The organism is Arcobacter sp. AHV-9/2010, from assembly GCF_004116575.1.
Lineage (GTDB): Bacteria > Campylobacterota > Campylobacteria > Campylobacterales > Arcobacteraceae > Aliarcobacter > Aliarcobacter skirrowii.
In genome coordinates this window covers 26,211-48,656 of sequence record NZ_PDKH01000007.1, presented here as the reverse complement: position 1 = coordinate 48,656, position 22,446 = coordinate 26,211, and the positions used below count along the sequence as shown (strand labels likewise).

The 22,446-nt window shown below is 25.9% G+C and carries 26 protein-coding genes; 4 read left to right on the top strand and 22 right to left on the bottom strand.

Annotated features, from left to right (window positions below; translation table 11 throughout):
• Nucleotides 1–10: 10 nt before the first annotated feature.
• Entirely contained in the window at nt 11–199 is a 189-nt protein-coding gene (gene rpmB / locus CRU94_RS08980; RefSeq protein WP_066159543.1) for a 50S ribosomal protein L28, read from the bottom strand.
• 65 nt (nt 200–264) lie between these two features.
• Complete coding sequence (locus CRU94_RS08975) at nt 265–1,137, bottom strand: glycosyltransferase (RefSeq protein ID WP_258237444.1); 873 nt, start codon at nt 1,135–1,137, stop codon at nt 265–267.
• An 83-nt stretch (nt 1,138–1,220) separates the two neighbouring features.
• On the opposite strand from CRU94_RS08975, the gene gmhB reads away from it, so the two are divergent.
• From gmhB to gmhA, 4 genes are read left to right on the top strand one after another with little or no spacing between them, the layout of a single operon-like run.
• Complete coding sequence (gene gmhB / locus CRU94_RS08970) at nt 1,221–1,736, top strand: D-glycero-beta-D-manno-heptose 1,7-bisphosphate 7-phosphatase (RefSeq protein ID WP_258237443.1); 516 nt, start codon at nt 1,221–1,223, stop codon at nt 1,734–1,736.
• Between the two features lie 2 nt (nt 1,737–1,738).
• Entirely contained in the window at nt 1,739–2,746 is a 1,008-nt protein-coding gene (gene rfaD / locus CRU94_RS08965; protein WP_129106439.1) for an ADP-glyceromanno-heptose 6-epimerase, read from the top strand.
• Complete coding sequence (gene rfaE1, locus CRU94_RS08960) at nt 2,743–4,179, top strand: D-glycero-beta-D-manno-heptose-7-phosphate kinase (RefSeq protein WP_129106438.1); 1,437 nt, start codon at nt 2,743–2,745, stop codon at nt 4,177–4,179. Before rfaD ends, rfaE1 begins: the two co-directional genes overlap by 4 nt.
• On the top strand, nt 4,160–4,729 hold the full coding sequence (gene gmhA / locus CRU94_RS08955) for a D-sedoheptulose 7-phosphate isomerase (protein ID WP_129106437.1): 570 nt from the start codon (nt 4,160–4,162) through the stop codon (nt 4,727–4,729). Before rfaE1 ends, gmhA begins: the two co-directional genes overlap by 20 nt.
• A gap of 12 nt (nt 4,730–4,741) precedes the next feature.
• Here the strand turns inward: gmhA and CRU94_RS08950 are convergent, their stop codons facing one another.
• The 20 genes from CRU94_RS08950 to CRU94_RS08860 all read right to left on the bottom strand — a co-directional run bounded on the left by CRU94_RS08950 (nt 4,742) and on the right by CRU94_RS08860 (nt 22,424).
• Nucleotides 4,742–5,686 carry a glycosyltransferase family 9 protein gene (locus tag CRU94_RS08950; protein WP_129106436.1) on the bottom strand — a complete coding sequence of 315 codons (945 nt, stop codon included), beginning with the start codon at nt 5,684–5,686 and terminating at the stop codon, nt 4,742–4,744.
• 9 nt (nt 5,687–5,695) lie between these two features.
• Complete coding sequence (locus CRU94_RS08945; RefSeq protein ID WP_129106435.1) at nt 5,696–7,642, bottom strand: LTA synthase family protein; 1,947 nt, start codon at nt 7,640–7,642, stop codon at nt 5,696–5,698.
• A complete protein-coding gene (locus CRU94_RS08940) occupies nt 7,635–8,705 on the bottom strand; it encodes a hypothetical protein (RefSeq protein WP_129106434.1) in 1,071 nt (356 codons plus the stop codon). Before CRU94_RS08940 ends, CRU94_RS08945 begins: the two co-directional genes overlap by 8 nt.
• The gene (locus CRU94_RS08935) at nt 8,698–9,618 is read right to left on the bottom strand and encodes a glycosyltransferase family 9 protein (protein ID WP_129106433.1); all 921 of its coding nucleotides are present in this window, start codon (nt 9,616–9,618) and stop codon (nt 8,698–8,700) included. Before CRU94_RS08935 ends, CRU94_RS08940 begins: the two co-directional genes overlap by 8 nt.
• Nucleotides 9,615–10,364: a glycosyltransferase family 2 protein gene (locus CRU94_RS08930; RefSeq protein ID WP_129106432.1), complete on the bottom strand. Its 750-nt coding sequence runs from the start codon at nt 10,362–10,364 to the stop codon at nt 9,615–9,617. The genes CRU94_RS08935 and CRU94_RS08930 overlap by 4 nt, the downstream gene beginning before the upstream one ends.
• A complete protein-coding gene (locus tag CRU94_RS08925) occupies nt 10,361–11,086 on the bottom strand; it encodes a polysaccharide deacetylase family protein (RefSeq protein WP_258237442.1) in 726 nt (241 codons plus the stop codon). Before CRU94_RS08925 ends, CRU94_RS08930 begins: the two co-directional genes overlap by 4 nt.
• Nucleotides 11,076–11,825 (bottom strand): hypothetical protein, encoded by a 750-nt coding sequence (locus CRU94_RS08920; protein ID WP_129106431.1) that lies wholly within the window; start codon nt 11,823–11,825, stop codon nt 11,076–11,078. Before CRU94_RS08920 ends, CRU94_RS08925 begins: the two co-directional genes overlap by 11 nt.
• Before the next feature lie 86 nt (nt 11,826–11,911).
• Complete coding sequence (locus tag CRU94_RS08915; RefSeq protein WP_129106430.1) at nt 11,912–12,535, bottom strand: hypothetical protein; 624 nt, start codon at nt 12,533–12,535, stop codon at nt 11,912–11,914.
• Between the two features lie 200 nt (nt 12,536–12,735).
• Nucleotides 12,736–12,900, bottom strand: a complete 165-nt coding sequence (locus CRU94_RS09625; RefSeq protein WP_164966583.1) for a hypothetical protein — start codon at nt 12,898–12,900, stop codon at nt 12,736–12,738.
• Entirely contained in the window at nt 12,897–13,967 is a 1,071-nt protein-coding gene (locus CRU94_RS08910; RefSeq protein WP_129106429.1) for a glycosyltransferase family 9 protein, read from the bottom strand. The genes CRU94_RS09625 and CRU94_RS08910 overlap by 4 nt, the downstream gene beginning before the upstream one ends.
• The gene (locus tag CRU94_RS08905; RefSeq protein ID WP_129106428.1) at nt 13,964–15,193 is read right to left on the bottom strand and encodes an O-antigen ligase family protein; all 1,230 of its coding nucleotides are present in this window, start codon (nt 15,191–15,193) and stop codon (nt 13,964–13,966) included. The genes CRU94_RS08910 and CRU94_RS08905 overlap by 4 nt, the downstream gene beginning before the upstream one ends.
• Before the next feature lies 1 nt (nt 15,194).
• Nucleotides 15,195–15,971 carry a glycosyltransferase family 32 protein gene (locus CRU94_RS08900; RefSeq protein WP_129106427.1) on the bottom strand — a complete coding sequence of 259 codons (777 nt, stop codon included), beginning with the start codon at nt 15,969–15,971 and terminating at the stop codon, nt 15,195–15,197.
• Nucleotides 15,972–16,015: 44 nt separating this feature from the next.
• Nucleotides 16,016–16,366: a diacylglycerol kinase gene (locus tag CRU94_RS08895; RefSeq protein WP_129106426.1), complete on the bottom strand. Its 351-nt coding sequence runs from the start codon at nt 16,364–16,366 to the stop codon at nt 16,016–16,018.
• A 5-nt stretch (nt 16,367–16,371) separates the two neighbouring features.
• Nucleotides 16,372–17,277: an LpxL/LpxP family acyltransferase gene (locus CRU94_RS08890; RefSeq protein ID WP_129106425.1), complete on the bottom strand. Its 906-nt coding sequence runs from the start codon at nt 17,275–17,277 to the stop codon at nt 16,372–16,374.
• Complete coding sequence (gene waaC, locus CRU94_RS08885; protein ID WP_129106424.1) at nt 17,261–18,274, bottom strand: lipopolysaccharide heptosyltransferase I; 1,014 nt, start codon at nt 18,272–18,274, stop codon at nt 17,261–17,263. Before waaC ends, CRU94_RS08890 begins: the two co-directional genes overlap by 17 nt.
• Nucleotides 18,271–19,740 (bottom strand): Ppx/GppA phosphatase family protein, encoded by a 1,470-nt coding sequence (locus tag CRU94_RS08880; protein ID WP_129106423.1) that lies wholly within the window; start codon nt 19,738–19,740, stop codon nt 18,271–18,273. Before CRU94_RS08880 ends, waaC begins: the two co-directional genes overlap by 4 nt.
• A 1-nt stretch (nt 19,741) precedes the next feature.
• On the bottom strand, nt 19,742–19,996 hold the full coding sequence (locus CRU94_RS08875; RefSeq protein ID WP_129106422.1) for a YfhL family 4Fe-4S dicluster ferredoxin: 255 nt from the start codon (nt 19,994–19,996) through the stop codon (nt 19,742–19,744).
• Between the two features lie 40 nt (nt 19,997–20,036).
• Complete coding sequence (locus CRU94_RS08870) at nt 20,037–20,765, bottom strand: inositol monophosphatase family protein (protein WP_258237441.1); 729 nt, start codon at nt 20,763–20,765, stop codon at nt 20,037–20,039.
• Between the two features lie 2 nt (nt 20,766–20,767).
• Nucleotides 20,768–21,556: an EI24 domain-containing protein gene (locus tag CRU94_RS08865; protein WP_129106420.1), complete on the bottom strand. Its 789-nt coding sequence runs from the start codon at nt 21,554–21,556 to the stop codon at nt 20,768–20,770.
• 1 nt (nt 21,557) lies between these two features.
• Nucleotides 21,558–22,424: a radical SAM/SPASM domain-containing protein gene (locus CRU94_RS08860; RefSeq protein ID WP_258237445.1), complete on the bottom strand. Its 867-nt coding sequence runs from the start codon at nt 22,422–22,424 to the stop codon at nt 21,558–21,560.
• Nucleotides 22,425–22,446 lie beyond the last annotated feature (22 nt).

The window sequence follows — 22,446 nt, the reverse complement described above, 5'->3', positions numbered from 1 at the left end:
TGCTATACTATTAAGAGTGTTTTTTAAGAGTTCTTAGCTCTTTTGCAGAAATTTTTAGCTTAACAGTTGAACCATCTTCAGTCATAACTCTAATAGTTCTAATATTTGGTAAAAATCTTCTTTTTGTTCTATTTTTTGCGTGACTTACGTTGTTTCCAACCATAGGTCCTTTTCCTGAAATTGCACATCTTCTTGCCATTTTCTTATTCCTTTTTTTTAGTGAAAAATATTCGCGTATTCTACCTTAAAATTCTTAAGTTAGAGTTAAATTTTTAATAAAATATCATCAAATTTTGCAACATTTTGCTCTAAACTCATCTGTTTTGCAATTTTTCTATTCTCTTTTTGAATCTTTTTTAACTCATTTAAATCATAAAGAACTCCATCTATTTTAAAAGGAGTGCTTGGATCACTTGGGCTATCCATTGTTGCGTAAATATCTAATATCTCTTTAATATCATTATTAATTGGAGCAAATACTACACATTTGCAAAACATAGCTTTTATTACGCTACTTGCTATATTTTTATTGTGAGTTGGTAATAAAAAAATATCACTCAATAAAAATATCTCATCTGAACTATCTTTGCTCTCATCAAGCTTTATAATCTTTGATTCCAAACTTTTATACTTTGGTAGCAAAAATTCCAAAGCATTTAGTTGTTGTTTATTTCCCAAAATCAGAAGTTTAAAATCTATATAAGATAGATTTGAACAGATATCTAAAAACTCTTTTATTCCTGAATTTTTAAAATTTTTTGCACTAAAAAGAATTAATCTTGTATTTATAGTTAAATCAAATCTCTCTTTATATTTCTCTCTTATCTCTTTTGGTTTTTTATACTCTAAATCTACACTTGGATAGATAACATCAATTTTATCTTTAGATATTTCTGTTTTTTCTACAATTAAATTTAAGTTTGAAAAAGAGTTTGTAATTGTAAATTTTGCATTTTTAATCTTATCAACACTATCTTCATCTAAAATTCCACTATGAAAATAGATATCTGCATATTTTTTTTTGCCAAAAAGTTTGAGTATTTTTGAGGGATTTTTTACAACTTTAATATAATCTCTTTTTTTTATCTCACTTATTAATCTATTTTCTGTTTTATAAAATATAGTTGTGTTTATCATATTTTTTCCTATTTTTTAAAGTCATAATTATAGTTAAAACTGCTTTATGATACTATTTAATCTTAAATTTAGAGGATTTTATAATGAAAAAAAAGATTATCTATCTTGATAGAGATGGAGTTATAAACGAAGATTTTGAGTATGTTTATAAGATTAGCGATTTTAAATTTGTTGATGGTGTTTTTGAAGCTTGTAAAAAGTTTTTAGATTTTGGTTATGAGATTATTGTTGTAACAAATCAATCTGGAATTGGTAGAGGATTTTATACAAATGAGGATTTTGAAATTCTAACAGATTATATGGTTGAAGAGTTCAAAAAACAAAAGATTGATATTTTAAAAGTTTATCACTGCCCTCATAAACCAGAAGATAACTGTTTGTGTAGAAAACCAAAAGATGGAATGATCTTAGAATCACTAAAAGATTTTGATATAGATTTAAAAAACTCTTGGCTAATTGGTGATAAAAAAAGTGATATAGAGTGTGCAAAAAATGGTAAAATAGAAAACAAAATTTTAATAAGCAAAGATGAAAAAAATTGTGAAGATTTTTTAGTGGCTAATAGCTTATTTGATAGTTTAAAATATATAAAGGAGTAAAAATGAAATATACAGATATAAATTTTAATAAAAAAACAATTTTAATAACAGGCGGAGCTGGATTTATTGGATCAAACTTAGCTTTTTATTTTCAAAAAAACTATCCTGAATCAAAAATTGTAGTACTTGATTGTTTTAGAAGTGGTGAGAGATTTTCAAATGGAAACTTAAAAAGTTTTGGTCACTTTAAAAATCTTGTTGGCTTCAATGGTGTTGTAATAAGTGGCGATATAAATGATAAAAAACTTTTAAAAAGTTTAGAGAAAAACTATAAATTTGATTATATCTTTCATCAAGCAGCAATATCTGATACAACAGCAATTGAGCAAGACATTATGATAAAAACAAATGTAAATGCCTATGAAGATTTATTAAAAATTGCAATAAAACATAAAGCTAATATGATTTATGCAAGTAGTGCTGCAACTTATGGAGATAGTGATAAGTTTGAAGTTGGATTTGAAAAACCAAATAATGTTTATGGATTTAGTAAAGTTATGATGGATAATATCACTTATGAATACCTAAAACAAGAGCTTCCAATATCAATTGTTGGTCTTAAATATTTTAATGTTTATGGACCAAAAGAGTTTTATAAAGAGAAGACATCTTCAATGGTAGTTCAATTTGGGCACCAAATTTTAAGAGCTCACACTCCAAAACTTTTTGAAGGGAGTGATAAAATTCTAAGAGATTTTATATATATTGAAGATATTATTCAAGCAAATATAAAAGCTTGTGAACCTCAAAAATCTGGTGTATATAATGTAGGAACAGGAAATGCTAGAAGTTTTGAAGATATTGTAAATATTTTGCAAGAAGAGTTAGGAATTGATAATGGAAAAGAGTACATTATAAATCCTTATGTTGGTTCTTATCAATTTTTCACAGAAGCAAATATTGAAACTACTAAGAAATTTTTAGATTATGAGCCAAGATTTAGCCTAGAAGATGGAATAAAAGCTTATCTTCCTGAGATTATTAGACTTTTTAATGAAGAGCTTAAATGATAAATATTAGTCTTAAACCAAATATTTTAGTTATTGGTGATCTTATGATTGATCACTATTTGTGGGGATCATGCGATAGAATTTCACCTGAAGCTCCTGTTCAAATTGTTAATGTAAAAAAAGAGAACTCAGTTTTAGGTGGAGCTGGAAATGTAATCAATAATCTAGTAAGTCTTGGAAGTAGTGTTGAAGTTATTAGTGTAATTGGTGATGATAGTGTTGCAAATGAACTTAAAACTTTACTTTCAAATATTGGTGTAGCTTTTGATAATTTAGTTGTTGAAGAGGGAAGAAAAACATCTAAAAAAAGCCGTCTTATGGCTTCAAATCAACAAGTTTTAAGATATGATAGTGAAAGTGTAGATGAGATTTCAAAAAATAGTTCAAATAAAATTTTAGAGATTTTAGAGAAAAATATAAAAAATTATAGTGCAATAATTTTATCTGATTATAAAAAAGGTGTTTTAACTACAACTTTAACTCAAGATATTATAAAACTTGCAAACAGACATAAAATAAAAGTTTTAGCAGATCCAAAAGGTAAAGATTTTAGTAAATACAAAGGTGCTTATACATTAACTCCAAATAAAAAAGAGGCTATGGAAGCTACAAATATAGATATAAAAGATGAGAAATCTTTGATTGAAGCTCTAAAGAGTTTAAAACAAAATTGCAATTTGGAAGTTTCACTTATAACTTTAAGTGAGCAAGGAATTGCAATATTTGATGATGAGCTATTTACAAGCCCAACAGCAGCTAGAGAAGTTTTTGATGTAACAGGAGCTGGAGATACTGTAATTGCTTCAATTACATTTGCTCTTTCTTGTGGAGTTAATATTAAAAAGGCTCTATATTTTGCAAATCTTGCAGCTGGAGTTGTGGTTGGAAAAATTGGAAGTGCAACTGCCACTTTGGATGAGATTTATGAGTATGAATCACAACTTAATAAATCAAGTTCATCAAGCCATATAAAAACATTTGATGAGATTGAGAAATTAGCAAAAAAACTTCACTCTCAAGGTAAAAAAATAGTATTTACAAATGGTTGTTTTGATATTTTACATGTTGGGCATGTTAAGTACTTAGAAGAGGCAAAAAGCTATGGTGATGTTTTAATTTTGGGATTAAATGCTGATAGTAGTGTAAGAAAATTAAAAGGTCCAAGCCGACCAATAAATACTCAAGATGATAGAGCCTATATTTTAGCTTCTTTAGAGAGTGTTGATTATGTAGTTATTTTTGAAGAAGAGACACCTTATGAACTAATCAAACTAATAAAACCGCATGTTTTGGTAAAGGGTGGAGATTATGAAGGTAAAGAGGTTGTTGGACAAGATATAGCAGATGAGTTAAAACTTGTTCAATTTGTAGATGGTAAAAGTACAACAAATACAATAAAAAGGATAAATGAAAATGCAAAATGCAATAATTAAAGAGTTTTTAGCTCACCAAGAGACAATAGCAAAAGTTATACAAACTATGCAAGAGCCACTTTTAGAGGCTTCAAAACTTGCAGTTGAAACATTAAGAGCTGGGAATAAAATTTTACTTTGTGGAAATGGTGGAAGTGCAGCTGATGCGCAACATATTGCAGCAGAGCTTACAGGAAGATATAAAACTGAAAGAAGAGGATTACCTGGAATTGCTCTTACAACTGATACAAGTGCATTAACAGCTATTGGAAATGATTATGGATATGATAGAGTTTTTGATAGACAAGTTGAAGCATTGGCACAAAAAGGCGATTTATTAATAGGAATTTCAACTTCAGGAAATAGTAAAAATGTAATAAATGCTTTAAAAGTTGCAAGAGAAATGGGATGTAAAACTTTAGGATTAACAGGAAGGGATGGTGGAGCTATGAATGAGCTTTGTGATATAAATTTAGTTGTTCCTTCAAATGATACACCAAGAATTCAAGAGATGCATATTCTTTTTGCACACACAATTTGTCAAATTATTGACAATGAGTTAAGTAATTAATTGTTAGAAGATTTAATCTTCTAACAAACTAATAGCTTCTAAAACCTCATTTGCTTTTATCTGCTTCATACAATCATGATGTTTTAATGGACACTCTCTTTTCATACAAGGGGCACAAGATAGGTTTTTTGTAACAATGATTCCATCTGGATTTCTCCACTGATTTGTCTCTTTATATTTTGTTGGTCCAAAAATTGATATAGTTTTAATTTTATAAGCAGCAGCTATATGCATAGGACCGCTATCATTTGTAATAAATAGACTTAGACCTGCTATTTTTTCAATAAGTTCAGGAATAGTCGTCTTCCCAGCTAAATTTTGATAGTTTCGCACTCCTTGTCTAACCAACTCATATTCAATATCTTTTGCAATATCTGTTTCAGCTGGACCTCCAAAAATTACAATATCATACTTTGAAGCTAAAGTTATTGCAACTTTTGCAAACTCTTGGGGATACCATCTTTTTGCACTTCCATAAGTGGCGCCTGGATTTATTCCTAATGTTTTTTTAGGATATTTATATGGAGTAAAATATAGTTTTAAATCCCCTACTTCATTATCTGTTTTTAAAATTTTGTTTACAAAATCGTTATAACGAATAGCTAGATGAATCTCTTGTTTTGTAAGCCTTCTATAATTGAACTTCTTTTTTGACTTTATAAAAAACATCATAAATTTTGATGAGATACTTCTTCTAAAAGATATGGCTAAATCAACTTTTCCAATATTTTTTGCTAATTTGATTAAAGCTTTATATCTATTTTTCTCTTTTTTTGTCTCATCAATTATTATTTGTTTAATATTTGGATAGTTACTAAAAGCTTGTGTAGATACATATGAACCTAAAAGTATGATTTTAGCATCTGGATATGTTTTTATTATATTTTGTATAGCTGGTGTTGCCATAATTGCATCACCAAGCCACGAAGGAATCTCTATAAATATTGTTTTAACCATTTTTTAACCCTACTCTTTTATATTTAACCATCTATTTTTATCTAAAAGGTATGATTCAAAACTATCAATAGCTTTTAGTTCTTCTTCTAATTTAGTTTTTAACTCATCTTTGCAACTAGAATTTGTAATATTCTTATAATTAAACATAATATAACAATCATCTTTTATAAGTCCTATTTGATCACCACCAAAAGTATATACAAATCTATTTTTAGAACTCTCATCAAATAAAGAGTTACCCATTGAACTAAAGCTATTTTCAAACCCTAATAGATCAATAATTGTAGGTTTAATATCATTGTGTGAACCTAAAATATCAATGTTTTTTGGCTTAAAAATCTTTGGTGCATATATTAAAAGTGGAACTCTATAACCTTCTATATTAGAAACTATCTTATCATCAGGTCTTAAATCTTTTGCTATATTTCCCAAAGCATTTCCACTTCCATGATCTGATGTAAATATAAAAATAGTATTATCAAACCAAGGCTCTTTTTTAACACCCTCAATAAATCTCTCTATTGCATTATCAACATAGATTAAACTATTTAAATATCCGTAATAGTTCTTTAAATCGTGAGGATATCTCTCAAATTTAGCACTTGGAAGATGAAAATCGCTATGATTTGTAGATGTAAACATAAAACTTAGAAAAGGCTCTTTTGTAGTGTTTAATTTTTTATGCATAAAATTGAACATATTATAATCATAAGTTCCTGTATCTGGCTCTCTTCCAAGATCAACAACTTCAACATTTGGCATATCTTCAGCTCCATAAAACTCATCAAAACCAGCCAGTGATGAAACTGAATCTACTCTATATGATCTTCTATTTGAACTTTGTGCGGCAAGTGTTGAGTAACCGTTTTGTTTTGCTATTTGTCCTAAATAGCTTAAGTTTGTAAGTTCTAAACCATTTCCTAAATATTGAAATCCAGCTGGTAAAGTTATTCCTGTGTAAACTGATGTTATTCCATAAATAGATCTATAACCATTTGCATAGAAATTTGTATATTTAAGTCCTTGGTTTGAGAGCTTTTTAAAATATGGTGTTACATTTAACTCTTTATATTTTGTAAATCCATCAATATGTTCAGCACCCCAAGACTCAAGCAAAACTATAACAATATTGTATTGATTTCTATTCTCTTTTGTTTTTAAAGCTCTTTGTGCTGGATAATCATCATTTGTAAAAATAAATTTATCACTTTTTAAAAACTCTTTTGCGATTGGCTGTGCTTTCTCAAAATTCATTAAGTTTACTCTTTTACCACCTTTATAAACACCTAAAGTTCTATAAAATGAGTAAAAACCATTTATAGCTAAAACTCCTGAGCTAGTTTTTGAAACAGCATAAGCATCTACAATTCCAAATGATTTTCTCTCAAAACTATTTCTAATTCCTGCAAACAACATAAGAATAATTAAAAAAAAGTAAAAATAGTCTCTCTTTCTTAAAAATTGATTCTTCAAAGGTGATTTAAAAATCTTAATATATAGAAAAATAAGAAAAGCAAATATAATAAATGATGTTATAGTGTAGTAAATTAGTGAACCAAAAGCCATATCAAATATTATATTCATATCATCTGCTAAGCTTAAAAGCTCATTTGAAACATGTCTTTGACTAAACTCAAAATATATAATATCTGCTATACATAAAGCTAAAATAGAGATAAATACTAAACTCCATAAAATTGCTAAAAAAACTCTATAATAAATATTGAATGTAAATTTAAAAGGTAAAAGAAGAAGTAAAATAAATATTCCAACAAATGTAAAAAGAGTAATAATATCAACTCTTAAACCAAATATAAAAGATATAAATGTCTCATAAAATGTTAAATCTTCAAAAAAATATTGATATTTAAAATAAAAAAATATTCTAAGTGAAGATAGGATAAGCAAAGATAAAATGATTGCTGTAAAAGTTTGTGTATATCTATTTTTAAACATTTTCTAACATCTCCTTAAAAGCATAAAATTGTGGGTATTTTAAAATTTTTCCATCTCTGTTATCAACTAAACCATAACCAGGAGCAATTAGTTGATGCCAGAAAACTTTTTTTATTTTTTTTGAATCACATGCTATTTTAAAATAATCCAACATATATTTTGTATAATCTTCACAACTTACACACTCTTTTTCACTTGTAGGTGCATATGGAGCTGTGTTTGATAGTGGCCAGTTTACTTCTGTAATATATATCTCATCACTTGATGTTTTTGGGCTTAATTTTACAAGTGAAAAAAGCATATCTATTTTATTTTTTGTATTAAAAAAACCATACTGAGTGTTTTGTGGTTTGCCTCTTCTATCTACATAAAGTAGTGCTGAAGTTATATCATATTTTATATTTTGGAAATTAAACATCGCTCTTGCGTTGTAGTAGTATTCAAAATCTATAACAGATGGTCCAAGAAGCTTAATATTTGGATATTTTTGCTCTTTTAGTTTTTGTGCAATTTTATAAAAATCAAAAAAATCTTCTACACTGAAAAATCCCCATTTCAGTCTATTTATTGTAGTTCCTATTTGAAACTCATTTGAAATATTTTTAAATTTTTCAAATATTAAATCTAAATTTTTCTCTAAGATTTCATGATTTTCAATATTTACTCTATCTTGAATAATATTTATTAAGATGTTTTTGTGAGTTTTTAAATTAAAACTTTGTGCAAAGCTTACATAAGAGTCAATATTTAAAATATCAGTTAATGGAACTCTAATGATTAGATTTTTTACACCCAACTCTTCAACTAAATCTTGCTGAGTATTTTTACCATCATCTTTATCTAAATTTACTCCAAGTCCAATAAACTCTTGATTTGAAGTTTCTACTTTTCCACGAAATAGTTTCATAAAGATAATTGATAAAGGTAAAATAAAAAGTGAAGTAATAATAAGTTTTATAAAATCTTTTTTATGCTTTTTTCTCATAGCTTTTTTAAAAGCTCTATCTTTTATAACATGGGGTTGATCTGAATACAAATCCCATACAAAAGGCGATTTATTCACTAATTATTTCCTCTAATCTTTTTTCTATTTTCAAATAATCTTCTTTTGAATAATCAGCACTTAACATAAAATTATTTTGATATTTTTCATCACTTATAGTTGCCCATCTTCTACTACTTGCAAACAAACTATCTCCAAAAAATGATAATGTTTTTGAGTTTGTTGCACCTGCTAGATGCATGGGTCCTGTTGAAGTGCTTACAAAAAGAGCTGAAGATGCAATATATTTTGTAAAATCAAGCAAAGTGCCTTTTGAGTTATAAATTGTAGCTTTGAAATCTAGTTTTGATTCAATATACTCTTTTGATTTTTCATCATCAGGTCCAAAAGAAAAAACTATTTCATACTCACTATCTTTAATGCTTCTAGCAAGATTTAAATAATCATCTAAGCTCAAATTTCCATCGCTACTTCCACCAAAACCAGCATGAAAAATCACTCTTTTCTCTTTTTGTACATCAAGCTTTAAAAGTGGTCTTTTAAAATCTAGTTTTAGGCTAGGAAAAATAGCTTTTGCTAAATCAAGATTATATTGCCACTCTGTTTTTTCTACCTTGCTTCTTCTTTGTTTAACCCTAATATTGAAAAATATTTGTGCAATTTTTGTTGCAGGAGCAACTCTTTTTTTGATTCTACTTTTGAAAAGAATTTTTCCTAAAGTTGTATCAATAAAGCAAGAGATACTTGCATCAAATTTCTTATCTTTTATAGTTTGAAGTGTTTTTTCTAAATCGTTTTTATCATATAAAATCACATCATCTATAAAATCTAAACTCTTTGCAAAATCAAAATTTATTTTAGATACAAGGGCTGTTAGTTTTGTAGCGGGGTATTGCTCTTTTATAGCTTTAAAAAGAGGTAATGTTACGCAAAAATCACCAATTTTGTCGTGTCTTGTGATTAAAAGGTTCATTTTTTTAACTCTTTATTTGCTTCATAAAGTTTTATATATTTGTAGAAGTTTGTAACCATATGCGAATATGCAATAATCAAACCAACATAACCATCCCTAAAACCTTGTTTTAAAATATATGTTCTAAAAAATGAATACAATCCATTGAAAAATGCTTTTAAAGGACTTGAAGATTTTTTACCCGCATTATTAGATGCAAAAAGTGTTGAGTATCTGTCTGCTTTAATTATAAATTCTGAGATTGTATGATAGCTATAATGCTCAACATTTCCTTTTAACTCTTCTATATTTAAACCATCAGTTATAATATCCTCATGCACATCATTTGAATTATAAGAAGTTACATTTTTATTATACAATCTTTTGATTTTTTGATTATTCCACCCACAATGTTTTACTTGAATATCTTTGTAAAAAGCTTTAAAATTTAACTTATAAACTGTTTTTTCATCCAGTTTTTTATTTTTTAACTCTGCTAAAAGCTCTACATCAACTACTTCATCGCTATCAATTATTAAAATCCAATCATTTGTAGCAAAAGAAGCTGCATGATTTTTTGTCCAGCCAAAACCTTTAAAATCACCTTGTATTAAATTTACATTTGGAAACTTTTTTGCAATATTTATAGTTTCATCTGTTGAACCATTATCATAAACAACAACATCATTAAACTCAACTAAGCTTTTTAAACTATTTTCTATAGTTTTTTCATTGTTTTTTGCTAACATAACTACACTAATATTCATTTTTTACCTAATCTTTTTAATAAACCTTTAAATTTATATTTTAATAGTTTTGTAGTTTTAAATATTTCATCAGGAGTTTTTAAACTATCACCATCAATTCTATAAATTGCTCCATTAATTCCACTAAAATCTTTATGTATTGCATTTCCAATTCTAAAATTGTATTTATAGTATTTTTTTGCTTCTTTTAAAATATTTTGATTGTATTTTCCAAAAGGGAATACAAAACTCTCTATTTTTGTATTTAACTTCTCTTCTAAAATCTCTTTTGAAACTCTTAATTCCAAATCTAAATCAACATCAACTTCAAGTAAATTTATATGTGAATGAGAGTGTGAACCAAAAACAACTAATCCACTCTCTTTCATCTCTTTCAATTCTTTATATGTACAAAATGTAGCTTTTTGATAATTTTCAAATAAATCATTATGCTCAAAATTCATTCTATTTTCTGCTGTTTGCTCTGTATCATCTAAAATATATTTTGAAGGAATAGCTAAAAGTGCTTTTAAATTATATTTTTTCAAAAGTGGAAAAATTAAAAAATAAAAATCAGCATAAGCATCATCAAAAGTCAAACAAACACTTTTTTGATTTGCTTTTTCACCTGGAAAAATAGTTTTAAAATTGTTTTTTATATATTTTAGATGCTCTTCAAAAATTGATAAATCATTTGAACATCTATCACTATTTACATGATGATACATAATACTAATCAACAATTTTTTTTCCTTTTAATCTTTTTTTAAAATTTATTTTTGCTTTATGTTTATGAGAAAAATCTAAAGCTTTAGAAACTAACTCTTTTTCATTTTTTTGTAAAAACCTTGCATACTCTTTTATGATAACTTCCAAATCTTCATCTTTTGCCCAAAGTTTTGAAAAGTTTTTAAGTCTATCACTTAGTTCTAAATCAAAAAATTTCATTCTATTTATATCAACTATTTTAAAAATAAAATTACCATTCTCTTTTTTTATTAAAATATTTCCAGGACTGTAATCTAAATGATAAATTCCATTTTCGTGTAAATCAAATGTAAATTTTGCAAATGCTTTAAATATTTCATTTTTATTTGGAAAGTTTATATCTAAAAGTGGCTCTCTAATAGTAAAATCATAATCAAATTTTTCACTAACAAAATAGCTATCATTGATTAAAAAATTCTCATAAAACTCAATATATCCAATAGGTTTTGGTGTAAACTTCTCAATCTTTAAAGCATAGTCGTAAGATTTCTTAGCTTTTGAGCTTTTAAAAAAAGTGTATACGAATTTATTAATTATGTGGGGGACCTTAAAAGACTTTACTACAAAATCTCTATTCTCATAATTTATAACTTTTATCTCATTTCTTGCTTTATGAATTGTATTGTTGTTTTTTTGGAAAAAGATTTTTATATTTTTTACGAAATTTTTAAGAGTCTTAAACTCTTCATTTACCTCTAATTTAAACTTTGACAAAGGCTTTCCTTTTTTAAAATGGGTAATATTTTAGCTAAAAGCCTTTTAATTTATATTTAAAATATATTATTTAAATTTATATAATATTACATGATTTTAATGCTAGTTGATAATAAATTAAAATATTTTTTTAATTCATCAAAATTATTAGAAACTAATAATCTATAATTATTTACACTTTTTCTATCAACTATAAATAACTCTTTTTCTTTAAAGTTTGTACTAAAAATATCATTTAATAAGCCTTCGAATTTTCCTGATTTTTCAGTACAATCTTTCTCATATTGCTCTTCATAAGAAACCATTTCTGCTGAGCATAAAGCACACAATAGTGTATGTAATCTACTGCTATGAACTATTCTATACATTTGTATTTCTTGAATATACAAATCCATTGCATTTCTTACAAATGGTTCTTTTGATATGATATTAAGACAATCATTATTAAACCATATAGTATTTGGAAATAGCAAAATCAACCAATCTCCTAGATGATTTATATTATACTTTATTTTAATATCATTTTTTAAATAAATTTCATTTAAAAAATCCATATCTTGTTTATATCTTAAAAAAATATTATCAAATCTATTCATACATTTAATAAATAGTTTTTCTTTCTTTAATAGCTTTTGATAATATTGAAATCCAAAAATACCAACAACTTTATTAGCTTTTGATAAATATTCATAAAAATCATTATTTATCATTTTATGATAAATGCTATTTCCTGTTCCAATTATCAATAAATCATATTGAGATGGATCTTTTGATAGTTTCTTCTAAATCATCATAATCAATAACTTCAACATTATCTAAAAATGATAGTAAAAAAGTAATATTGTGGAATCCTAGCCTATCTCCAAAATTTCTCATAAAGAATTTAGAAGTTATAAGAATTTTTAATCCTTTACTCCCCCCCCTTTTTTTTATCTCTTACACTATTTTGCCTATTAAAATTAGCAATTCTATCTGAAATCATTAATGAAGAATGTTCTTTAAATAAAACTTCTTCTTTAATTAAATATTTTATATTTCTTAAATATTTTCTAAATGCTTTTATATATTTAATCATTTTTTACCTTTATATAATTTTTTATAAAACTCATCAAAACTATCTTTTATTATTGAAATTTCTATTTCTTTTGTACCAAATTTTAATTCTAAATTTTTATTTTCAAAAAGCGTTTTATCTTCTTGAAAAACAATTTTATATATTCCTTTTAAAGGCTCTACAAGTTTTGGATTTGTATAAGTAAAAACACTAAAAATTGGAGTATTTTTCGCTACTGCTATATGATAAAGACCAGTATCTGGAACAATGATAAAATTACTTAATTTAATTAAAACCGCTAAATCTTCTATTGATAAATATTTTAGTTGTATGTGTTCTATATTATTTGGTATCAAAAAATCATTAATTAATTGTTGTTGTAGATACTCTTGTCCAGGATTTAAAACTATCGCTGGTATCATATTATAATTTTCATAAATATATTTTATTAACTCAAAAGTTACTTTAATATCTAAAACTTTTTCAATTCCACCTGAACCTAAAGATATAAGATAATTATTACTATTTTTAAAAGATTTCATATATTCTTTAATACTATTCTCAGATATTTTGTTTGTATACATCACAGGAGTTGTATCTAAAGTATCTATTTTAATATTAAAATATATTAACAATTGAAATAATTTGTTTGTTAAATGATATTTATTTTTAAAATTTAACTCTGAATCATCTTTAAAAAAAATTTTATTTGTCCAAATCTTATCTTTCTTGAATCCTATTTGATATCTTGCTAAGCTTAATCTAGTCAAATTATAAGATGAACTACCACCATACAAATCAATTACCAAATCAAAATATTTATATATTACTTGAATTTGAACTTTTAATTTATTATAAAGGTACCTCAAATAATTTCTCTTTTTTCTATTAATAACAATTATTTCATCAATATCTGCGTTATTAATTAGTACTTCTTTACCAATAGGATCTACAATAACTGATATTTTAGAATTTGGATAAATTTTTTTAATCTCTTTGATAACTGGTGTTCGCATTAGAACATCTCCAAGTAATCCAAGCATTATTATACAAATACTTTCAATTTTCTCTTTTTGAAGTTGTATCATATTTTCAAATCTTTTTTAGAGCTAACAATTGTAAATGAAACTATAAATAAAAAGAAAATCTGAGAAAATTTCCAGTATAAAAGTGGTTCAGATATAAAAGATACCATGAAAACAGTAATTCCTATAATACTTATGTGTTTTAACTCAATATCATCTATTTCTAACTTATATAACTTATAGTAAAACAATAAAAATAAAAATAATGCAACAAGTCCACCCTCTGCTAAGAACATCAAGTATTGATTGTGAAAATGTGCTTCTGAAATAAACTTTGTAACAAATTCTGAAAAATATGGATATTTATATTTTTCTATCATACTTTGTGCAACAAAATTATGATCCCCTAATCCATGCCCAAAAATTGGAGATTCTTTAAATGCATCATAAGTTACAACCCAAAAACCAGCTCTTATTCCCCAAGAACTTTCAAAATCTTTTTCTAAAACTACTTTATGAACATCTGAAATAGCTGCATCAACTCTTTTTTTGAATAAATCTAAACTATTATAAGCCACAAAAGATATTGTTATAGCAAAAACTACACTTAATATTATAGCTTTTAAAGATACTCTATATTTTATTATAAACACTATAAATAAAGTTACAAAAAATGCTAGCTGACCAGTTCTTCCTGTTGAAATCATTAAATTTGTAGTAGTTATTAAGAAAAATAAAAACAATACAACTTTAACTTTTAAAGATTCATCTTCAAATAAAAATCTATACAATAGCACCAATGATGTAAATGCCAAAAAGATACTATAATGAATAGTACTCATAAATGGTGATGGATTTGAAGGTCCTCCATTAAATCCAGTTAAAATCTCAAAATAAATTCCATATGAAATCATCTCACTAATAAACATTCCAACTAAAAAAGCATTTAAAATTTTATATAACCACTCTTTTTTTGTAAGAATCACAATAGCTGGAACAATAATCCAATAAAGATAGTGTCCTAAAAATTTAAATGTATATTCTTCATATTCAGACCAAAGTGAACTTATAAATCCATATAAAATTATTAATCCTATATATAAAAATATTTTATTCTCTTTTAAAACATTAAAACTATTTTTATAATCTTTTTTTAATATTATTAATAAAATAAACCAAAATATAAAAAAGCTAATAGCTGCTTTTGATAATGGTAGAGTTAATGCAAATAACAGTAATGAATAGTATGAAACTTTATCAAATGAAATAGACTTAATTTTTTCAAACATACTAATTGCCTTTTTTTAATAAATCTTCATTTTTTGCATGAGTCCATTTTCCTCTTGGTTTATCCATATATTGAAAATACTCATTTGTAAAACTTCCTTGAATACAAACATATTTATATAGTTTATAATTTATTGTTTCATTACCTATTGCTTGATTTAGTGCCATAGGTCCTGTAAGACTATAAACACCCTCTTCTACTCTTCTATTTTCAATATTATCAACTATTAAATCAAGTGTATTTTTAAAGTGTTTATTATTTGGAGCAGTTGCTAAAAAATAGTTGTTGTATCTAACTTTTGATTTAATAAATAGCTCTTTATCCTCTGGTTTAATTAGTTTTGATAGAGGTAAAACAATATGAGCATCTATATCCATATAAACTCCACCAATATTGTTTAAAACAAATAATCTCCAAAAATCAGCTTGAGCTGCACCATCTGTTAATTGTTCAAAAGCATCAATATAATTTTTAGGTGCATTTTGTTTAATATATTCCAATCTATCTTCAGTACTCACATACCTATATTCCCAATCTAAAGACATAAGTCTATTAAATAAATAGTTTACATAAACAGGAAGAGTAACAACATTTGAGTAGTTTGTTTGCCAAATTATTTTAGGTACAAGAGAATTTGTTTTTGATGATATTTTTGCTTTACTAACTTTTGGAATTGTAAATCGAAGCTTTGGAAAAATAAAATAAATTATATAAGATAAACCTTTTAAAAGTGCACCGAAAATTTTACATAAACGATTTATTAATATTGCAAAAAACATAACTTTGTTTCCTTATTTGAAATGAGTTTGAATGATATCAAAATTTATATTAAAATTATCATCCAACAAACCAGATGCAAAGTAATTGTAAACATAACAGCAGTTGAGCCTAAATCTTTAGCATTTTTAGCAAGTGGATGAATCTCTTTTGTACACAAATCAACCACATTTTCAACTGCAGAGTTTAAAAGTTCTACTATTAAAACCAAAATTCCAGTAACCAAAAGTATGAGCTTATTTGTTAAAGTTGTATCAACATATAAAATTAAAGCTACAATAAATATTGCACAAAATAGTTCAAGTCTAAAAGAGCTCTCTGTTTTTATAGCAGTTATTAATCCTTGCATTGCATATTTCCAATTTTTAAAAAAACTATATTTAGGTTTATTTTGCATATATTCTACTTTTTATAAATTTCATCATTATAAGCTTTGAAACGCTTATGTTGCCAAAGCCAAAAATCTGGTTTTTTCAAAATTTGATTAGATACAATATCGTTTTGAATTTGTGTTAACTCTTTTATTTTATCTTCACTTTTAAACTCATAAGTTTTAACATCTATTGGCTCTTGAACCTCTATTGTCCAATCTCTAAAACCATTGTTTACTGTAAAAATTGGAATAATAATTGCATCAAACTTTAGTGCAACTCTTGCTGTTGAGTCTGTTGCTTTTACTTTTTGTCCTAAAAAATCTATATCAATTCCACTACCTATGTGTTGATCAATAACTACAGCTATACTTTTATTCTCTTTAAAAGCTGTTAGCATACCTTTTGCAGCACTCTTTTTCTCAAGCATTGTAATACGGTTTTTACTTCTTGCTATCTCATATTTTTTTTGAATATGTGGATTATCCATTCTTCTATTTACAACAGCAATTTCACCAAACATCATAGCAATATATGGTAGTGTTATCTCCCAACCACCATAATGAGCAGTTATATAAATAATTTTTCTATTATCTTTAAAAGCTTTTTCTATTATCTCTTTATTTAAAATTTTTGCTTTTGAAAAAAGTATCTCTTTGTTTACTCTTTGATTCTCTATATGCTCATACATATTAAAACATAAAGATTTATATGAGTTATAAATTATCTCTTCTTTTCTATCTTTAGTTAAACTATCTTTAAAAACTAAATCAAGATTTGCTCTTGCAATTTTAAGATGCTTTTTATCTACTTTGTAGGCTAAAAAAGCCAAAAATCTTAAAAATTTCTCCATTAAAAACTTCGGAGTTATAAAAAATAGAGATAGAAAAATATAGTATAAAATAAGTATAAAATAGTCTTTAATCTTTTCTATCATATAAAAGCTCCTTTGCAATTTTTATAATCTCTTCTTCATCTATATCTTGAATTGAAAAATCATTTTTATCTATTTTATAAGGGTTTACAATAGATTTTGATTTTACAGTTTTGCTTATATTTGTTCTATATGTATTTCTATAAGCTGGAGTATTCCCAAAAATAGTTATTGTTGGAATATTTAAAGCCCAAGATATATGAGTTGGTCCTGTATCATTTCCAATAGTTAAATCAACTTTTGAAATCAAGGCTTTTAAACTATTTAAATCTAGTTTTGGCAAAACTCTTGCGTTTGAATTTTGCTCTATAAACCTAGCCATCTCTTTTTCTTGCTCATTTCCCCAAGCAATTAAAAAATTCTCATCTAAACTTGAAGCAATTTTTGCAAACTTCTCTTTTGGGTAAATCTTACTTGGCCAACTAGCACCAACAACAAACAAAATATTTTTTCTATCTTTTTCTAAATAGTCGTAGATTATACCACTCTCATCTTTAAAAAATAAAAAAGGCTCTTTATTTACAATCTCATCTTCTGTAATTTCAAAATCCAAAGCCTTGCTAATCAAATAGCAGTTTCTATCAATTACATTTTTATCATACGATATTGATATCTTTTTATTATAAAAACAACTTGCTATCTTTTCTCTAGTTGAGTTTTTACAAAAACCAGCTCTTTTTTTCCCAAGCAATCTAGCTACAATTGCAGATTTCAAAAGACCTTGAGCATCTATTACTAAATCATAACTGTTTTTTTTAAAACTTTTAATCAATTTTATTTGATTAAAAATCTCAAGTTTGTTTTTTTTTATACTTTTTAAATTTAATTTTATTATATTATTTACATCTGGATTATTTTCTAAAACGCCAGCAAATCCCTCTTCAACAAACCAATCAATTTGGATATTTGGATATTTTTTTTTAATAAATTGCAAAGCTGTCATTGAGTGAATAATATCACCCATTGCAGACAATCTTACAATTGCAATCTTTTTTATCATAAAATTCCAAGCTCCAAACCATCTGGAAGTTCAAGTTTGTCTATTTGAGAGCTCAATAAAAATGAGTTATTTTCAAGCTCAATTGTAAGAATATTCTCTTTTAAAGCATATTTTGTCTTTGGATTTGAGTAGTCAATATTTATTGCTAAGTTTAAAGCCTGCATAAAAGAGAGCCATCTTAGAGTTTCCAAAGGTGGCAACAACTCTTTATACTTTTCAATATCACTCTCTTTTGGTAGAGATTTTTTTGAAAACTTCAAAATATAAGCAACGGTTACTCTTGAAGTGTGTAAAAAATCATAAGTTAAACCATTTAAAATAAAATCAAAAGCATTATCATTTGATTTATAAAAGTTTAATCTAACCCCAATTGAATGAAGTTTTGAAGCAACAACTAAAAGTGTTGCGAACTTATCATCAAGCTTATGAAGTGGTTTTAAAACTTCAAAAATCTCTTTAGCACTTCTTCCCAAATATGCACTTTGTTTAGGAGATATTTGAAATCTATCAAGCAGACTTCTAACACTTACATTAAAATTAGAAGGAAACTTATGATTTTGATTTCTTAATAAATCTGTTAAATAAACTCCCTCTCTAACTCCTACTCCAGAAGTTACAACAGTTTTAATACCTAACTCATCAATAATAGTTTTAAAGATAAATGTACCCTCTTTTATGGTATCAAATCTATCTTTTTTTACACCCAAAGCCTCTAACTCTGCATTTGATTCTGTTTTTAAAATATCTAAAAAAAGTTTTTGCTCATTTTTTACATCATAAGTAAAACCATGAATTGAGTCAAGTGGATAAGCGTTTTTTTGCATAATTAGTTTTGATAAAAACCTAATACTTCCACCAATTCCAACAACTTTTGAAGGAATATTAACACCACTATTTAAAACTTTTTTTAGATTTTCAAGAATATAAGTTTTTGCACCATCAAGATTATTTTTATTAAAATATAACTCTCTTATTCTAACTGTTCCAATATCAAGTGATAAAGATTTTACTATTTTGCCATCTTCAACAAAACAAAACTCTGTACTTCCACCACCAATATCAACTGTTACAAAGTTATCATCATGAAGCAAATTTGAAGTAGCTACTCCACCATAATATGACTCTTTTTCACCATCTATAATCTTAATATTTAGACCTAAATCTTGTTTTACTCTACTTAAAAAAACATTAGAGTTTGGAGCATCTCTTAAAGCAGATGTTGCAACACAAAGAATTTTTCTTGATTTGAGGGCATTTGAGATATTTAAAAAAGATTTTAAAGATTCATAAGCTCTTTGCATGGGTAATTCTTGAAGCATACCACCATTTTCATAGCACCCTTCAGAGATTTTTACCCTACTTTTTGTCTCATTTATAAGACTAAATGCAAATCTACTAGACTTTTCTAAAACAACCATTCGCATTGAGTTTGAACCAATGTCGATGATTGTTGTAATTTTAGACATATTAGTTTTCTTCTTCCATTAGTTGGTCATATTTAAACTTCAACTCTTCCATTGTCTCTTCATTATCAGGATCCAAAATTATACAATCAACTGGACAAACCTCAACACATTGTGGTTCTTCATAATGACCAACGCACTCAGTACATCTATCTGGATCAATAATATAAATTGGATCCCCCTCTTCAATAGCGTAGTTTGGGCACTCTTCTCTACATGCATCACATGCAATACATTCGTCCGTAATTATTAAAGCCATCTATTTTTTCCTATTTTTTATTTTGGTTTTGGAGTTATACCTAAAAATGTTTAATAATTTCTTTAAAATCATTAAAACAATCTTTTGATTTTGTTATAAAAATAAGATTATCTTCAACTATTTTATATAAATCTTTGCAAATATAGATAGCTGCATCAATATCAAAAGCTCTTAATTCGCCCTTAAATAATACAAAATCATAATCTCTTGCATTTGCCAAAGAGATAGCCGTTGCTCCTAAAACTCTAAACTTTATATTTTTGTCATTTAAAATTTTACAAATATCTGGATACTTATACCCTCTTTCAAAAACTGCAACTTTTGAGCCACTATTTATTCTATTTTTTAACTCTTTTTTGCTATTTAGTGATAAATATACCACCTCACCATCTAAAAATCTATAAACTAAAGTCTCTAAAGCTAAATTTGCAACAAATCCACCAATAATATCTTCACCTTTTTTTATTGCAACTGATGTTCCATAGTATGGAAGATTTGAGAAAAAATTATTGCTTCCATCAAGTGGATCAATAATAAATGTAATATCTTTTTTAAAATCTTTTAAGCCACACTCTTCACTAAAAACATTTCCAAACTCTTTTAGATGTTCTATAAAAATATCTTCAAAAACAATATCAATTTTAAGTGAGTTATCACCACCAAAACCAATCTGATTTGTATATATAAAATCATCTTTTTTTAAACTATTTTTTAAATAATTTAAAACTTCAATATTTGCTTTTATAACTGCATTTTTTATATTTTCCAAAACTATAAAACCTCACTACTATTTTTTTGAATTTTTTCAAGCTCTATAAAATAAGCATGGCATAGATAAAGAACATAGAATATAGCTACAAAAAGAGTTATAAATGGAATAGTTGAAATTAGATATAAAAAAAATGTTCTTACTCTAAAATAGTTTGAGTTTTTTTCATATATTTTTTTATACTCATCTTTACTTAAAATTGTAGATGAAACATCATAGTTTAAAAGTTTATGAAAAAAGTAGTACAAAGGCAGATACAAAGCCAAAATATTTATTAATGGTATAAAATAGAGTGGTATTAAAACTATATATAAAAATATCATTATAAAAAGAGTTTTTAAAAGTAGATAAATAGAGCCTAAAACTGTTCCATAAGGTTTTAAAATCAAATCTTTATAGTGAGTTTTTTTTAGATAATTAACAACAAAAGGTGTCAAAAATCCAATAATTAACAGCGTCATAATAATACTAAAATGAAAAATAAAAATAATTCCAACTGTATAGATTAAAAAAGCAGCCAACCAAGATGTAATTGAGTATTTAAATAAAAAAACAATTAAATATGTAAACCATACAAAATAAAATGGTGCACTCTCATCAATAACTATCTCCCCACCATTTTGTGAATTTTGAGCAATAATTTGCAAACTATCTATTCCAAAACTAGCCATTTGAAAAAATATTATATATAAAATTGTCATTGTAATAAGAAGTGGAATTAATGCTAGTTTTAGCATTGAAGAGCTAAAAAAATCACCTATACTTCTTTTTAAAATCTCTATTTCATTCATACTATTCCTCTTTATTTTTTATATCAAATCTTACTCTATATTCACACTTTTGACAAAGCTCTTCAACTAAAATATTGTTTTTAAAACCATCTATCATAGCTTTTGCCCTAATACTTTGTAAAATATCTTTGATTGAATTTTTATTTGCATCTCCAAGATTTATACAAGCATCTAAATCCAAACAACAAGGAACAACAGTTCCATTTGCCAATATTCCAAAATGAGAGCTTAAACCATAACAAAAACCTTTTTGGCTAACTATGCTGTTTTTTAAACTTGGCCAAGAGAAATATTCATCAAAATTTATAAATATTTTTCTAGCAACTCTAATATTTTTTGGTTTTGTGGCATAAATCTCATCTATATTTAAGTTTGAATTGAAAAACTGATTTAATCTATTAAAAACTTCGTTATTAAAATCAAAAGCACTCTTTTTATCATCTAAATTCCATATTCTAAAGTTTATAAAGTACTCATGACTATTTTGTATTGCAAACTTTACAAAATCTAAAATAGGTTCAAAATAGTCTTCAAAACTCTTTTTATGTGAGTTTGCATTGTATGAGTTTATTGAGAAATTTATCTGCTTTATAGCACTATTTAACAAAGCTTTGTAGTGCTTTTGTGAAATATTATTTGCAGTTGTTGTAATATTTACTTTAAGATTATGTTTTTTACTAATATTTAAATACTCTTCTAAATTTGTCAAAACCAAAGGATCACCAACTATATGGTATGCAAGTTCATTTGTGAACTCTTTTAGCTCACTATTTAATCTATCAAAAAACTCTAAACTCATAATTTTGTTTGGTAAATTTTTTGGAGGGCAAAATGAACACTTTAGATTGCATATATTTGTAAGCTCAATATGAACTTTTTTAAACTTTGCT